Genomic DNA, 15,199 nt, shown 5'->3' on the forward strand with positions numbered 1-15,199 from the left:
AAGGAGTTTTCCGTTTCGACTGCGCCGGAAGTGGGGCGAATTATAGACTTCCAGAATCTGCCGTCAACCCCTGATTTGATTTTTCTATCAGGATGTTCAAAATCCCTGCTTATATATAGACGTGCCCGCAACGAATGCGCAGTATATTGCCCAATACATACAATAATACTTTCGCTTGCCACTTCGGACGATGCCACGCAATGAATGATCACCCCCGTAGCCTTGCCTCGACTCTGTTCTCGGTTGGCCTGCTCTTGATAGCCATGGCATCCATCCAGTCTGGAGCTTCCCTGGCCAAAAGCATGTTCCCGGTTATCGGTGCTCAAGGAACGACCACCCTGCGACTGATCTTTGCCAGTGTGATCATGCTGCTGCTATTACGCCCATGGCGAGCGAAGCTCACCGCAAAATCCCTGCGCACCGTTATCGTCTACGGAATGGCGTTGGGCGGCATGAACTTCCTCTTCTATATGTCCTTGCGCACTGTTCCTCTGGGTATCGCCGTAGCCCTGGAGTTCACCGGCCCATTGGCAGTCGCAATTTATGCTTCACGTCGGGCGATCGACTTTCTATGGATCGCTCTGGCAGCCTTGGGTTTACTGCTATTGATCCCAACAGGCGCCACAAGCGCAAGCATCGATCTGGTCGGCGCAGGTTATGCCCTCGGTGCTGGTGTCTGCTGGGCGCTGTACATTCTCTTCGGCCAGAAGGCTGGTGCTGATAATGGCGTGCAGACCGCTGCGTTGGGCGTGATGATAGCCGCCCTGTTCGTGGCTCCCATCGGCATTGTCCACGCTGGCGCCGCGTTACTGACACCCTCGTTGATTCCCGTGGCCATCGGCGTCGCCATTCTGTCCACCGCCCTGCCCTATACCTTGGAGATGGTCGCCCTCACACGGATTCCAGCCCGGACCTTCGGTACGTTGATGAGCATCGAACCTGCGATCGGCGCGCTGTCCGGCCTGTTGTTCCTCCAGGAATACCTTTCCCTGTCACAGTGGATGGCTATCCTGTGCATCATTCTGGCTTCCGTCGGCGCGACCATGACCATGGGGAGTACCGCCAAGCCTGCGGTCGCAGCGGATTGAAACGAGATTTGACGAAGGTCTGGTATTTGCCGCTCAATTAGGCCATGTTTAGGCTACGTAACTCAGTGTCAGACATGGATTTTTTCAGATAGGGATATCAGAACGCTTCACGCAAAAGCGAATGCAGGCAGACCCAGGCGTAGATCCGGGGCCGCTATTAAGGACAGCAATGAAACGAATTTTGATACTGATCGCCGTACTTGCAATTGCGGGCTGCGCGGCAACCTCGAAACCCCAGATGAAACACGGCAAGAAAGGACTGCATATCAACTGTTCGGGGCTCTCGTCTTCGTGGGACAAGTGCTACACCAGCGCCGCCAATTCGTGCGCGCCCAAGGGTTACAAGGTCATCGCCAAGTCAGGTGATGCGGTGGAAGAACCCGGTGACTATCCGTTCGGCCTCAACCCTGCCGGCTATACCAGTCGCAGCATGATCGTCATCTGCAAGTAACCCTCCCTTTCTATCGGGTTTGCGTAGCCCGATAGTCCTTCGCCCCGATGCTGCTAACGCTCATCAGTCAATGACCGTTCAGCAAAGGGCGATATCCATGACTAACAATAACCAGCGCCTACCTATGACCTGAGCCAGACGCTGGAAACAGCGCCTGGACTCAAACCGTTCAAATAGCTGCGGTTCGGGTGTTCAACCACTCAAGGGCCGCGCCATCGAGCAACGGGCTCAAGCGTTCACGCACCTCGGTGTGATAACCGTTAAACCACTGCTTCTCATCTTCGGTCAGCAGCGACGGTTCCAGGCAACGGGTGTCGATCGGGCACAGGGTCAAAGTTTCGAACTTCAGGAACTCCCCAAATTCGCTCTTGCCTGCTTCACGATTCAATACCAGGTTCTCGATCCGCACACCCCAGCGCCCCGGACGGTAAGTGCCCGGTTCAATAGACGTGATCATGCCTGGCTGCATCGCGGTTTGCGGTGCCGTCGCGGCCTGATAGGCGATGACTTGCGGGCCTTCGTGAACATTGAGGAAATAGCCGACGCCGTGACCGGTGCCGTGGCCGTAGTCGACGCTTTCGGCCCAGATCGGTGCGCGAGCAATAGCGTCCAGCAACGGTGACAGAATGCCTCGTGGGAACTGTGCACGAGAGAGTGCAATCACGCCTTTGAGCACGCGGGTGCAATCGCGCTTCTGCTCGTCAGTCGGCGTACCCACCGGCACCATTCGGGTAATGTCGGTGGTACCGCCCAGGTATTGGCCGCCGGAGTCGATCAGCAACAGGCCGTCACCCTCGATCACCGCGTGTTCTTCTTCGGTGGCGTGGTAGTGCGGCATGGCGCCATTGGCGTTAAACGCGGCAATCGTGTTGAAGCTCAGCGACACATAATCCGGGCGGCGGGTACGCGCCGCGGTCAGGTGTTCGTCGATAGTCAGTTCGGTGATGCGCTCACGCCCCAAGGCCACTTCCAGCCAAGCGAAGAATTCGCACAGCGCCGCGCCATCCTGCTCCATGGCCCGACGAATGTGCTCGGCATCGGCCAGGCTTTTCTGCGACTTGGCCAGAGTGGTCGGGTTCAGGCCTTCGAGCAGTTTCACACCGTTGTTCAGGTTATCCAGCAGACCAGCCGTGACCCGCGCCGGATCGACTTGCAGGCTCTCGCCGCTCGGCACGGCGCGCAAGGCGTTGGTTACTTCGCTGTAATCGCGCAGGGTCACGCCGTCCTCTTCGAGAATGGCGCGCAGCTCGGCGCTCACTTTGCTCAGGGCCACGAACAAGGTGGCCTGCTGCTGGCTGATCAGGGCGAAGGACACAAACACCGGATTGAACGACACATCGCCGCCGCGCAGGTTGAACAGCCAGGCGATGTCGTCGAGGGTGGCGATGAAATGCCAGTCGGCTCCGCGCTCTTTCAGCACCTCACGCAATTTGGCGAGTTTTTCGCCACGGCTTACTGTCGCCTGAGGCGGCAAGTGTTGATAGATCGGCTCGTTCGGCAGACTTGGACGGTCACTCCAGACTTCACTCAGCAGATCGATGTCGGTGCGCAGACGTGCGCCGCGCTCTTGGAGTTTGCTGCTCAAAGTACGCGCGGAGGCCACGGCCATCACCGCGCCATCGACTGCGACGACACCGCCTTCAGAGGTTTGCTCGGCCAGCCAATCGAGCGGGCCGGGTTGACCCGGTTGCAGCTTGACCAGTTCGATGCCGCTGCCCTTGAGCTCCTTGCTCGCTTGTTCCCAATAGCGGCTGTCGGCCCAGACACCGGCAAAATCCGGCGTGACGATCAGCGTGCCCACTGAGCCATGAAAACCCGACAGCCACTGCCGTCCCTGCCAATAGCCCGGCAAGTATTCCGACAGGTGCGGATCCGCTGACGGCACCAACAGAGCATGAATGCCCTCCCGGCTCATCAGCTCGCGGGTTTGCGCCAGGCGCTGGGGTACCAATCCATTGGTCAAAGGCTGTGTACTCATCGTGTCTCCTGCTAACCACTCATCATTATTATTCGGTGCCGATCAGAGTCGGCGCTTAAGGACCTGTCGCCCAGAATGCCGGAGCACCGGCGCAAGCTGCTTTAATCAGGTGTACCGCTTGATCGATATCCTGCTCGGTGGTGAAACGCCCCAGGCTCAAGCGAATGGTGCGACTGGCCGAGCGAGCGTCATGCCCCAGGGCCAGCAGCACATGGGACGGCGCATTGCTGGCGGAATTGCAGGCAGAGGTCGCGGAAAATGCGATTGAGGCGCTCAACGCCGCGGAACTGAACTCGCCTTCATTGAAAGTCAGGCTCAGGGTATGGGGAATGCGCTGGGTCGGGCTGCCATTGAGGCGCACGCCGGGAATGCTCAGCAGCGGCTCGAGCAAGCGTTCACGCAGACGCGCGATAGTGGCTTTTTCTTCATCGAACGAGGTGGCCGCCAACGCGAAGGCTGCCCCCATTGCGGCAATCTGGTGCGTCGCCAGCGTGCCGGAACGCAACCCGCCCTCGTGACCGCCGCCGTGGATCTGCGCCTGCAGACGCTGCTGCGCACGAGGACCGACATACAGCGCGCCGATGCCTTTGGGACCGTAGACCTTGTGCGCCGAGAACGACATCAAATCCACCGGCCACCGGGCCAGATCAATCGCCACTTTGCCCGCGCCCTGGGCCGCATCAACGTGAAATAACGCATCGCGATCACGCACCACCTGGCCGATGGCCGGGATGTCGTTGATGGTGCCCAGTTCGTTATTGACCAGCATCAGCGACACCAGAAAGGTGTCCTCGCGCATCGCTTCGCTGACTGCCTGCGGGGTAATCAGGCCTTCAGCATCGGGTACCAGATACGTCACCGCAACGCCTGCGTCCTGCAACTGTTTTGCAGTGTCGAGAATCGCTTTGTGTTCGATCTGGCTGGTGATGATGTGGCCGCCGGATACACCCCGGGCCTGGGCCACGCCCTTGAGGGCAAGGTTGTTGGATTCGGTGGCGCCGGAAGTCCAGACGATCTGTTCCGCCTGGGCGCCCACCAATTCGGCGACCTGGCGCCGTGCTTGCTCAACCGATTGCCGGGCCTGTTGGCCGAAGGCGTGGGAACTGGACGCTGGATTGCCGAAGTTACCTGTGAAACCCAGACACTCGACCATGACCTTGATGACCCGCTCATCCACCGGCGTGGTGGCGGCGTAGTCGAAATACAACGGACGTTTATTCATAAAAGACTCGCAGAGCGTGTTCCGGGATCAGGAAGCTCGTCACTGGAAATGTCAAAGCGCCGCCTCATGAGCGACGCTGAATTTTCAGAACGACAGCAATACCTGATCGGAGGCCATTAAAGAAGAACAACTTCATTTAAAAGTGCGTAGGAACGCTCCTGAAGTCGAGCTTAACAGGCATCGGGCCACCGGATGAAGCAATGCGTCAGCTAAAACTTTCGAGCAATAACGGATACATCGAAGCCACCAACAATAAGGCCATACCCCAGTTGAACAGCCGCAACCAGCGGCGATCGCGCAGCACATTGCGCAACAGCGTGCCGCAACCGGCCCACACCCCGACGCTTGGCAGGTTGATCAAGGCGAAAACCGCGGCAATCACAATCACATTGGTGAAATAGCCCTGCATCGGCGTGTAGGTGCTGATGGCACCGATGGCCATGATCCAGGCCTTGGGGTTGACCCATTGAAACGCTGCCGCACCCAAATAACTGATCGGCCTGCCCTCGCCCTGTTCACCCTCGGCTACCGGCCCGGAATGAGCAATCTTCCACGCCAGGTACAGCAAATACGCCGCGCCGACATAGCGCAACACGGTGTAAAGCATTGGATAGGTTTGAAACACCGTGCCCAGGCCGAAACCGACAGCGACCACCAGGACGAAGAAGCCACAAGTGACACCCAGCATGTGGGGAATGGTGCGCTGAAAGCCGAAATTCACACCAGAGGCCAACAACATGGTGTTGTTCGGACCGGGGGTGATCGAGGTGACAAGGGCAAACAGGGCAAAGCCCAGCAGCAGGTCGAGCGAGAGTGTCATGGGTGGCAGTCCATCAGGGTCAGTCAGGTGTTGACCCTATCGCACGCCTTGAGGGAAACCCACGGACAGTTGCGTGAAAGTTCGAGCAGTACAGTTGTCGCTCAGCTTTGGCGGCCGTGCAGCTGTACTGCGCGTTCGGCGTTCATCTCGCCTTGTTTGTCGAAACTGAACGATTTTGCCGGCTGGCCAAGCAATTCGGCTTTCTTCGCGTGGTACTCGTCGAAGGACAAGCCACGACGATTCAGGGCCTCCAGCGCCAGTTCCCGGGTTTCTTCGGCGGTGTAGGGCCGCAATTCCGGTGAAACATGGCTGGCACATCCGGCGAGAACGGAGATGGCAAGCAGCAAGGAAGTGGCGAGTAGAGATTTCATTTCGGACGTCCGGAGATCTGTGTTTGGGGCAATGAACACAGGCTACCCGCGCCGCTTGAAGGGGAGAAATCAACGCTCTCGATAGTCGCTATCGACTTTGGTAAACGCCGGCCTCATATCTCCAAATGATCTATAAATATTAATTTATGGTCTTTTACGGAATAACAAAGAGCCTTTATAAACAACTCCATCGCCTCACGCACTGTTGCCCACGCAACTGTTTGCCTGGCAACAGTCAATCAACAAACAGCCGGTCAAATCGAACAGTGCCTGCCAGCAACCGCGCTGAAAGCCACGGAAAACGGGGCTCCCAAGGATTGGTACAGCTCTTGCTCAACTCCGGTGACTCATCACTGCTCGCTGAGCAACTGTTTAAAAAAGGAACTGATCATGTCGCGTCCATTGAAAGTCGTTGCCCTCTCCGGCGGTACCTGGCGTCCGTCTCGCACTTTGGTGTTGACCCAGGCGCTGTTGGCCGAACTGGCCGAGCAGTTGCCGATCGAGAGCAAGCTGATCGAACTGGGCGATATCGCCCGACCACTGGGCGCCGCGCTGTCGCGTCAGGAACTGAGCGCCGATATCGAAGCCGAGCTGCAAGCGATCGAAAGCGCCGACTTGCTGATCGTCGCCGCGCCGGTTTATCGCGGCTCCTACCCAGGCCTGCTCAAGCACCTGTTCGACCTGATCGACCTCAACGCGCTGATCGACACTCCGGTGCTGCTGGCCGCCACCGGTGGCAGCGAACGTCATGCGCTGGTGCTCGATCATCAGTTGCGGCCGCTGTTCAGTTTCTTCCAGGCCCTGACCTTGCCGATTGGCGTCTATGCCACCGAAGCCGACTTCTCCAATTATCAAATAACCAGTGAGCCCTTGAAGGCCCGCATTCGTCTTGCTGCAGAACGCGCGGCGCCGTTGTTCGGCGTACACCCCAAAAATCTGCTGAAAATCGCTTAAGGATCTCTTCATGAATGTTTTCTGGTTTCTGCCGACCCACGGCGACGGCCATTACCTGGGCACCACACAGGGCGCGCGCCCGGTGACGCTCAACTATTTGAAACAAGTCGCCCAGGCTGCCGACAGTCTGGGTTACCACGGCGTGCTGATTCCTACCGGGCGTTCCTGCGAGGATTCGTGGGTGATCGCCTCGGCCCTGGTGCCACTGACCGAACGCCTGCGGTATCTGGTCGCGATTCGTCCGGGGATTATTTCGCCGACGGTCTCGGCACGGATGGCCGCGACCCTGGATCGACTGTCCGGCGGCCGCTTGCTGATCAATGTGGTAACCGGCGGTGACCCGGATGAAAACCGTGGCGATGGCAGTTTTCTCGATCACAGCGAACGCTACGAAGTCACCGATGAATTCCTGAAGATCTGGCGCCGTGTGCTGCAAGGCGAATCGGTGGATTTCGAAGGCAAACACCTGCGAGTGCAGAACGCCAAAGCGCTGTATCCACCGGTGCAGAAACCTTATCCGCCGCTGTATTTCGGTGGCTCGTCCGAGGCCGCTCATGACCTGGCTGCCGAGCAGGTCGACGTTTACCTGACGTGGGGCGAACCGCCTGCCGCCGTGGCTGAAAAACTGGCCGATGTTCGAGAGCGCGCGGCGCGAAACGGTCGCACGGTGAAGTTCGGGATTCGCCTGCATGTGATCGTGCGCGAGACGGCCGAAGAGGCCTGGAAAGCCGCGGACAAACTCATCGAGCACATCAGCGACGAAACCATTGCTGCCGCGCAAAAGTCGTTCTCGCGATTTGATTCCGAAGGCCAGCGACGTATGGCCGCGTTGCATGACGGCCGTCGCGACAACCTGGAAATTTCGCCCAACCTCTGGGCCGGTGTCGGTCTGGTGCGCGGTGGTGCCGGGACCGCGCTGGTGGGCGACCCGCAGCAAGTGGCGGCGCGGATCAAGGAGTACGCGGATTTGGGGATCGAGAGTTTCATCTTCTCGGGCTACCCGCATCTCGAAGAAGCTTATCGCTTTGCCGAACTGGTGTTCCCGCTGCTGCCCGAGCCGTATGCCAGCCTGGCCGGACGTGGCGTCACCAACCTCACCGGGCCGTTTGGCGAAATGATTGCCAATGATGTGCTGCCGGCCAAAGCCACGGCCTGAAACCGCTCTCCTGTGGATCCGCAAATTTGTGGTGAGGGGGCTTGCTCCCGCTGGACTGCGAAGCAGTCCTATAACCGGTGAGCGCGGATCTTCTGAAAAACCGCACAAGCCGATTTACGACTGCTTCGCAGCCGAGCGGGAGCAAGCTCCCTCGCCACAAGAGCCCCATTCCCCCTGGAAACTTGAGATGAGTCCTAAGAGGAACCCCGCGTGACTGCCAAGCCGCTAAGCGCCCTGTTGTCCCCCTTGCAGACCGCCCGCCAGCTGGCGGCCGAGTTTGCCCTGACCGCTGTCGAGCGCGATGAACGCGGTGGTACGCCGAAAGCCGAACGTGATGCCTTGCGCCACAGCGGCCTGCTCGCTTTAAGCATTCCCGTCCAGTACGGCGGCCTCGGCGCCAACTGGAGTGAAACCCTGAACATCGTGCGCGAGTTCGCCAAGGTCGACAGTTCGATCGCTCACGTCTTCGGCTTTCATCATCTGATGCTCGCCACCGTGCGCCTGTTCGCCCGGCCCGAACAATGGCAACCGTGGTTTGAACAGACGGCGCGCAAGAACTGGTTCTGGGGCAACGCCCTCAACCCGTTGGACACCCGCACCGTGGTGAAAAACCTAGGTAGTTGGCGCGAGTTTTCCGGCAAGAAGAGCTTCTGCTCCGGCGCCAGCGACTCGGAAATGCTGATCGCCTCGGCCGTCGATGAAAGTGCCGGCGGCAAGCTGTTGATCGCCGCGATTCCCAGCGGGCGCAGCGGTATCACGCTGCACAACGACTGGAACAACATGGGTCAGCGCCAGACCGACAGCGGCAGCGCCACGTTTGAACGGGTGCGGGTCGAAGAGTCGGAATTGCTGCTCGACCCAGGTCCGTTGAGCACGCCGTTCGCCTGCCTGCGCCCCTTGATTGCCCAGCTGACGTTCACCCACATGTTTCTTGGTATTGCCGAGGGCGCCTTTGAAGAAGCGCGGCAATACACCCTCACCGAGACCCGTCCTTGGCACAAGTCCAGTGCTGCGGATGTGCGGCAGGATCCTTACGTGCTCAGCCATTACGGCGAATTCTGGGTGGCGCTGGAAGGTGTTCGATTGCTGGTGCAACGCGCCGCCGAGTTGCTCGACAAAGCCTGGGCCAAGGGGCCGACTCTGAGCGCCGAGGAACGCGGACATCTGGCCACCGCCATCGCCACCGCCAAGGTCGCAGCGACGCGCAATGGCCTGGAACTCTGTAGCCGTTTGTTCGAAGTGACCGGCGCCCGCTCGACTCACGCCTCACTGCGGCTGGACCGCCATTGGCGCAACTTGCGCACGCAAACCCTGCACGACCCGGTGGATTACAAACTCCATGAACTGGGTGACTGGGCACTGAACCAGTCCCTGCCGATCCCGACCTTCTATTCATAGCCTTCCACTCATGGAGCCTGACCCATGCAACTGCTGACCTTACCGCCCTCGCCCGCGCTGGCCACCTCGATTCGCGCCACGGCACAGGTGTTCGAAGACCCGAAATCCCAGGCCCTGCTGGCGCACTTGCAGCAGGTCGCGCCGAGTGAGGCCAGCGTACTGATCATCGGCGAAACCGGCACCGGCAAGGAGCTGGTGGCGCGACACATCCACAACCTCAGCGCCCGGCGCAACCGGCCGTTCGTGGCGGTGAACTGCGGTGCATTCTCCGAATCGCTGGTGGAGGCCGAGCTGTTCGGCCATGAAAAAGGTGCTTTCACCGGGGCGCTGAGTGCCAAGGCCGGCTGGTTTGAAGAGGCCGATGGCGGCACCTTGTTCCTCGACGAAATCGGTGATCTGCCGATGGCGATTCAGGTGAAATTGCTGCGGGTGTTGCAGGAGCGCGAAGTGGTGCGGCTGGGTTCGCGCAAGAGCATTCCCATCGATGTGCGCGTGCTGGCGGCGACCAATGTGCAACTGGAAAAAGCCATCAATGCCGGGCACTTTCGCGAGGACCTGTATTACCGCCTCGATGTAGTCAGCCTGGAACTGAGTCCGTTGCGCGAGCGTCCCGGCGATATCCTGCCGCTGACCCGGCATTTCGTCGAAGCCTACAGCCAGCGTTTGGGTTACGGCAGCATCACCATCAGCAAGGAGGCCGAACACAAACTGCGCAGCTACAGTTGGCCGGGCAACATTCGTGAACTGGAAAACGTCATTCACCACACGCTGTTGATCTGCCGCAATGGTGTGATCGAGCGCGATGACTTGCGCCTGTCGAACATGCGCATCGAACGTCAGGACGACTATCACGCCAGCGTCGACGACTCACCGGAAGCCTTGCTCGATCGGGCCTTTCAAAAGCTCTTCGAGGAACAGGCCGGCGCGCTGCACGAGAAAGTCGAAGATGCGCTGTTGCGGGCAGCTTACCGCTTCAGTCATTACAACCAGGTGCACACTGCTGCCCTGCTGGGGCTGAGCCGCAACGTAACCCGAACCCGGCTGATCAAGATCGGCGAGCTGGCGGTGAATAAACGCCGCCCCACGGAGAACGTACAGGGTGAGCGTTTAATGCAGTTGTCGATCTAGCCGATCAGCGTGCAGTGCAACGCGTTGTCGTGACTAAGCGCCAGGCTATGCAGCACCTGAAATGATCCGAAGGTCACGGTTTTCGCCCGATGGGTGTGAATCAGTTGCCAGAAATCCTGTTCGCCGCTTTCGACGCTCTGAAAGGCGGCTTCTCCGGCTTCGCGGGATTGCCATTGCAGGTAGTTGAGCACTCGCCGGCCATCGTCGCTGGCCTGGATGCTGGCACTCAGAAAACCTGTATAGCCTTGGGCCAGACGTTCGGTGTGCGCCGCCAGTGCCGACACCAGCGCGGCCTGCTGACGGGGTTCGATCTCGAATTCGATCAGTTGGGTGAAGCTGCGATTCTTCTCTGGCGCGTGCATGAATAGTCCCCACTCACTGTAAGCCGGATCTTGCGATCCGAAGGCCTGCAGGGTAAAACCTCGAGCTAACTAGAGGTCAAGGGGCATTTTTTAAATGATCACCTCGCAAAACCTGCATAAAGAACTGACCGTCGGCCAAGTGGCCGCCCGCAGTGGTGTGGCGGTCACGGCGCTGCACTTTTATGAGTCCAAGGGACTGATCAAAAGCAATCGAAATCAGGGCAACCAGCGGCGTTATCCGCGGGAAGTATTGCGCCGGGTGGCGCTGATAAAAGTGGCTCAGCGTTTGGGGATTCCGCTGGCGGAGATTGGCGAGGCGTTGAAATCCCTGCCGGATAACCGTGCACCGACGGCGGCGGACTGGAAAGTGTTGTCGGCGCAGTGGAGCCGGGATCTGGATGAGCGGATCAATCAGCTGACCCTGCTGCGGGACAGGCTCAATGGGTGTATCGGGTGTGGATGTTTGTCGATGGAGGCGTGTCCGCTGCGTAACTTTGGAGATGTATTGGGTGAGCACGGGCCGGGGGCGCAGCTGCTTGAGTCGGGGGTTGATCGGAAATAGCGGTGCGGCTATCGCGAGCAGGCTCGCTCCCACATTGGATTTGTTTCAGACCCAATTCTCGTTCACGACACAAAACTACTGTGGGAGCGAGCCTGCTCGCGATGGCGTCCTGCCAGTCGATGGAGGTTTGGGAAGTAATCTGCTGCTCGTCGGGCACTCGGTTGCGGGGAAAGGGCTGACCTATAGTTGTTCGACCGGAAATCGGCGAAGGAACACCTTAACCCCACAACAAAAGGAGAACCGTCATGAGCGTAAAACCTATTCCAGAGGGTTATCACAGCATCACCCCTTATCTGGGTATTCAGAAAGCTGCCGAAGCCATCGACTTCTACAAGAAAGCCTTTGGCGCCACCGAAGTCATGCGCCTGGCCATGCCCGATGGCGGCATCGGTCACGCCGAGCTGCGTATCGGCGACTGCCCGATCATGCTTGGTACACCCTGTGACCAAGGCCCATTGAGCAATCCGGACAAGTCGCCGTCCGTGGGGCTGCATCTGTATGTGAACGATGTGGACAAGTCCTTTAAACAGGCAATCGATGCCGGTGCCACGCAGGTGTCCGAGGTCAAGGATCAGTTTTATGGCGACCGCTCGGGGACTTTGAAGGATCCCTATGGGCATTTGTGGTTTCTGGCCACGCGCAAGGAAGATCTGACTCAGGAGCAGATCGAACAGCGGGCGAAGGAGATGTTTAAGCAGGGTTGAGATCTTCGTTGCCTGATCCGGCCCCATCGCGGGCAAGCCCGCTCCCACAGGGTTTACGCAATCCTTGTGGGAGCGGGCTTGCCCGCGATGGGGCCATCACATTCAACATCTTATGTTGATCCTCAGATCGCTTTTGCGAGCAAGCCCGCACAAGGCAGCAGAAATACGAAACATTTACTTTCATATCCCTTTTCGGGATTTCCGATGCTCATACGTCTTATTTAGATGCAGTCGGTCGCGTAGGCAAAAGCCACGGCCGGACTTTTCATGGACCGCAACGCTGGGAAGCCCACAGCAGCGTTCCTCTCATCGAAACAAGACCTTTAATCATGTCGAAGAAATCCCGCTCAAAACTCTGGTTTCTGGTCCATAGCTGGCTGGCGCTGCCCATCTGGTTCTTTGTATTGATCGTCTGTGTGACCGGCACGCTGGCGGTGGTCAGTCAGGAGATCGTCTGGCTCGCCAATCCGCAAATGCGTGCCAGCCCGCCTTCGGACGATGCGCCGCGGCTCAATTATGACGAGATCATCGCCGCCATCAAAAAGGCCGAACCCCAGACGCTGGTCGAGGGCATCAGTCGCCCCGACGAGTCGCATTTCGCCCTCGACGTGGACGTCAGTTACCCGGACGGACGCTCGGTGACGGTCTATGTAAATCCCTATAGCGGGGTGATTCAGGGCACCGCTCCACAATTCAACTTCAAGGCGTTCACCCGAGCACTGCATGGCTGGTGGCTGGTGCCGTTCACCAATGGCTACAGCTGGGGCTGGTATCTGGTGTCGTTCCTCGCGCTGCCGATGCTGGCGTCGCTGGTGACCGGGCTGGTGGTCTACAAACGGTTCTGGAAAGGCTTTTTCCGACCGACCCTGCGCATTCGTCATGGCGCGCGGATTTTCTGGGGCGACTTTCACCGGCTCAGCGGCATCTGGTCGATCTGGTTCATTGCGGTGATCTCGATCACTGGTGTCTGGTTCCTGATCAAGGCGATTCTGTTCGACAACCAGATTTCGATTACCACGGAACCGGTGGTGTCGGTCGTCTCGCGAGAAAGCGTGCCGCTGACCAGCACCGGAAAGCCGGCCCCGATGATCAATCTGGAACAAGCCATCAAGGTCGCTCAAGAGCAGATCCCCGGACTCGATGCCAGTTTCGTCACCCTGCCGAGCAATGCTTACAGCCATCTTTCGGTCGGCGGTCGCAGCTGGTATCCGCTGATGTTCCAGACGGCCGAGGTCAACCCGTACAACGGCGATATCGCCAGCACGCGGTTGCTGAGCGATCGCACCGGTCTGGAATTCGTGACCGAGTCGATGCGTCCGTTGCACACCGGTGACTTTGGCGGGATATGGATCAAGCTGATCTGGTTCTTCTTCGGTTTGCTGCTGAGCATGATGATACTCAGCGGGTTGCTGATCTGGACCAAACGCACCGCCCTGGCCACCGCCAATGCATTCAAGCGCAGCAACAAGGCTCCGCGTCCGGTGTCGAGACCGCAAACGGTCATGAACCAACAGACTCCGGAGGGCAACCTGTGAGCAAGACGATCTCTGCACCGCAGCCTACCCGGGCGAACCTGCTCTGGCGCAAATGGCGCTTGCACATCAACATTTTCTTGCTGCTGATCCCATTGGGCTTCATGCCCAAATACTTTGCCGACGCCTCGCTGTTTCGCGGTGACAGCGGACTGGGAGAGCGGGAAATCGGCGAAATCCAGGTCGGTCCCTGGAGCCTGCAACTGGCCGAACTGCGCAATGAAGCGCCGCGATTGACTGGCCCCGCCGGCTACATGAAAGGCTTCAACGCAGCGCTGTGCGAACGCTGTCGCGATCAGGTCAAGGCGACTTACCTGCGCATCGGCAAACCTCGCAGCCTGCGCGCGGCCGGGGTGATTTTCTTCGGCACGCCATACCGCATGGGCGCGATGCTGCCAGTGCCTGAAAAGACCAAAACCGACGCCGAGCTGTGGATCACCATGGAAGGCTGGGACGGCGCCATGCATCAAGCGTCCATCCCCCTGAGCCAGGCATCCCCGGCCACTCTCGCATGGCTGAACAAACAAGGAGGCAAACCATGATCAGCGCTTTTCGCCCCGTTCTATTGATGTTCTGCGTCGCCTTGAGCACCAGCGCCCTGGCCCATAACCCGATGTGCGAATGCAAAGCCATCGACGCCGAACAGATTCAATGCACCGGCGGTTTTTCCGACGGCAGCGGCGCACCGGGCGTGACCCTGGACGTGATCGGCTACGACGAAACCATTCTGGTGCCGGGCAAGCTCGGCGCCGATTCGACCCTGACGTTCAAGAAGCCCGGCGCTGAGTTCTATGTGCTGTTCGACGCCGGTCCCGGCCATGTCGTCGAGATCGACCAAGCCGACATCGAGGCGCCCTGAACGTGAGCATGATCTCGCCCACCACCCAAGTTGTTCGCCCGGCCGGTGCCGGCCATGAAACCCTCTATGTGTTGCTGTTGTGCCTGATGATCCTGGCGGTTGCCGGGTCGGTAGTCGCCTGGCGTGGCGAGCCTCAGGAAGTGAGCAGCGTTGGCAGCCATCAACTGGATGCCCGCCGTGATCTGAGCGCATCCGAGCAAGGTATTTACGCTGACCTGCGGGTCACGCTGGATGAAATTCATCTGTTGCGTCAGGAACAGCAAGCACTGCCCACGCCCGCCACCCTCGCCGATGAAGGCTTTGCACCATTTGCCCAGGACGCCAGTTCTGTCAGCCGCGGCGGCCATGCCTGGCAGTTGCTGGACGCCAAGGCGTACTTCGGCCAGAGCCAGACCCCAACCGTCGCCGGCTCGTTTTTGATGCGCTTGACCGCTGAAGACGACTCCGCGCCGGACATCTGGCTCAACCGCGGTAGCGCCCTCCCCGTTCCGAACGATCTCACCGACGCTGCGCTCAACGGTGCCGGCTGGCAGCAGATCGTCGCGCAATTCGATGCCGGCGTCACCCGCCAGCATCGGCATTGAACCCTCGCCTTCACCCGAGAGAAGACCGCT

The 15,199-nt window shown here is 59.3% G+C and carries 18 protein-coding genes; 13 read left to right on the forward strand and 5 right to left on the reverse strand.

Annotated features, from left to right (window positions below):
- From ACZ3HH_RS27510 to ACZ3HH_RS27520, 3 genes are all read left to right on the forward strand, one after another.
- Positions 1-204: hypothetical protein (locus tag ACZ3HH_RS27510; RefSeq protein ID WP_465809417.1), on the forward strand; the 204-nt coding region annotated here is incomplete at its 5' end.
- Positions 201-1,088 (forward strand): threonine/homoserine exporter RhtA, encoded by an 888-nt coding sequence (gene rhtA / locus ACZ3HH_RS27515; RefSeq protein ID WP_367372388.1) that lies wholly within the window; start codon positions 201-203, stop codon positions 1,086-1,088. The genes ACZ3HH_RS27510 and rhtA, both read left to right, overlap by 4 nt.
- 169 nt (positions 1,089-1,257) lie before the next feature.
- A complete protein-coding gene (locus ACZ3HH_RS27520; RefSeq protein ID WP_030132257.1) occupies positions 1,258-1,539 on the forward strand; it encodes a hypothetical protein in 282 nt (93 codons plus the stop codon).
- 169 nt (positions 1,540-1,708) lie between these two features.
- Here the strand turns inward: ACZ3HH_RS27520 and ACZ3HH_RS27525 are convergent, their stop codons facing one another.
- The 4 genes from ACZ3HH_RS27525 to ACZ3HH_RS27540 all read right to left on the reverse strand — a co-directional run bounded on the left by ACZ3HH_RS27525 (position 1,709) and on the right by ACZ3HH_RS27540 (position 5,930).
- Complete coding sequence (locus ACZ3HH_RS27525) at positions 1,709-3,517, reverse strand: aminopeptidase P family protein (protein ID WP_465809420.1); 1,809 nt, start codon at positions 3,515-3,517, stop codon at positions 1,709-1,711.
- A 55-nt stretch (positions 3,518-3,572) separates the two neighbouring features.
- Positions 3,573-4,739: a cysteine desulfurase family protein gene (locus ACZ3HH_RS27530; protein ID WP_465809422.1), complete on the reverse strand. Its 1,167-nt coding sequence runs from the start codon at positions 4,737-4,739 to the stop codon at positions 3,573-3,575.
- A 205-nt stretch (positions 4,740-4,944) separates the two neighbouring features.
- Positions 4,945-5,559, reverse strand: coding sequence for a LysE family translocator (locus ACZ3HH_RS27535; protein ID WP_465809424.1), 615 nt, complete (start codon positions 5,557-5,559; stop codon positions 4,945-4,947).
- A gap of 101 nt (positions 5,560-5,660) precedes the next feature.
- A complete protein-coding gene (locus tag ACZ3HH_RS27540; RefSeq protein ID WP_465809426.1) occupies positions 5,661-5,930 on the reverse strand; it encodes a hypothetical protein in 270 nt (89 codons plus the stop codon).
- Between the two features lie 390 nt (positions 5,931-6,320).
- Here ACZ3HH_RS27540 and msuE point away from each other — a divergent pair, with 390 nt between their 5' ends.
- From msuE to ACZ3HH_RS27560, 4 genes are all read left to right on the forward strand, one after another.
- On the forward strand, positions 6,321-6,884 hold the full coding sequence (msuE, locus tag ACZ3HH_RS27545) for an FMN reductase (protein ID WP_008006482.1): 564 nt from the start codon (positions 6,321-6,323) through the stop codon (positions 6,882-6,884).
- A gap of 10 nt (positions 6,885-6,894) precedes the next feature.
- Positions 6,895-8,040, forward strand: a complete 1,146-nt coding sequence (gene ssuD / locus ACZ3HH_RS27550; protein ID WP_465809428.1) for an FMNH2-dependent alkanesulfonate monooxygenase — start codon at positions 6,895-6,897, stop codon at positions 8,038-8,040.
- A gap of 210 nt (positions 8,041-8,250) precedes the next feature.
- Entirely contained in the window at positions 8,251-9,438 is a 1,188-nt protein-coding gene (locus ACZ3HH_RS27555; protein ID WP_465809430.1) for an acyl-CoA dehydrogenase family protein, read from the forward strand.
- Between the two features lie 24 nt (positions 9,439-9,462).
- Complete coding sequence (locus ACZ3HH_RS27560; protein WP_465809432.1) at positions 9,463-10,566, forward strand: sigma-54 interaction domain-containing protein; 1,104 nt, start codon at positions 9,463-9,465, stop codon at positions 10,564-10,566.
- On the opposite strand, the gene ACZ3HH_RS27565 is transcribed toward ACZ3HH_RS27560, so the two are convergent.
- Entirely contained in the window at positions 10,563-10,928 is a 366-nt protein-coding gene (locus ACZ3HH_RS27565; protein ID WP_465809434.1) for an antibiotic biosynthesis monooxygenase, read from the reverse strand. The two genes, ACZ3HH_RS27560 and ACZ3HH_RS27565, sit on opposite strands and share 4 nt — an antisense overlap.
- 94 nt (positions 10,929-11,022) lie before the next feature.
- Between ACZ3HH_RS27565 and soxR the strand changes: the two genes are divergently transcribed.
- The 6 genes from soxR to ACZ3HH_RS27595 all read left to right on the forward strand — a co-directional run bounded on the left by soxR (position 11,023) and on the right by ACZ3HH_RS27595 (position 15,169).
- On the forward strand, positions 11,023-11,490 hold the full coding sequence (gene soxR / locus ACZ3HH_RS27570; protein ID WP_465809436.1) for a redox-sensitive transcriptional activator SoxR: 468 nt from the start codon (positions 11,023-11,025) through the stop codon (positions 11,488-11,490).
- A gap of 245 nt (positions 11,491-11,735) precedes the next feature.
- Complete coding sequence (locus ACZ3HH_RS27575; RefSeq protein ID WP_192344136.1) at positions 11,736-12,194, forward strand: VOC family protein; 459 nt, start codon at positions 11,736-11,738, stop codon at positions 12,192-12,194.
- Positions 12,195-12,523: 329 nt separating this feature from the next.
- A complete protein-coding gene (locus ACZ3HH_RS27580; RefSeq protein WP_465809439.1) occupies positions 12,524-13,729 on the forward strand; it encodes a PepSY-associated TM helix domain-containing protein in 1,206 nt (401 codons plus the stop codon).
- Positions 13,726-14,268, forward strand: coding sequence for a thiamine pyrophosphate-binding protein (locus tag ACZ3HH_RS27585; RefSeq protein ID WP_465809441.1), 543 nt, complete (start codon positions 13,726-13,728; stop codon positions 14,266-14,268). Before ACZ3HH_RS27580 ends, ACZ3HH_RS27585 begins: the two co-directional genes overlap by 4 nt.
- A complete protein-coding gene (locus tag ACZ3HH_RS27590) occupies positions 14,265-14,585 on the forward strand; it encodes a hypothetical protein (RefSeq protein WP_465809443.1) in 321 nt (106 codons plus the stop codon). Before ACZ3HH_RS27585 ends, ACZ3HH_RS27590 begins: the two co-directional genes overlap by 4 nt.
- An 8-nt stretch (positions 14,586-14,593) precedes the next feature.
- Complete coding sequence (locus tag ACZ3HH_RS27595) at positions 14,594-15,169, forward strand: DUF6162 family protein (RefSeq protein ID WP_465809546.1); 576 nt, start codon at positions 14,594-14,596, stop codon at positions 15,167-15,169.
- Positions 15,170-15,199: the final 30 nt, after the last annotated feature.

The organism is Pseudomonas sp. PME37.24/025, from assembly GCF_055556615.1.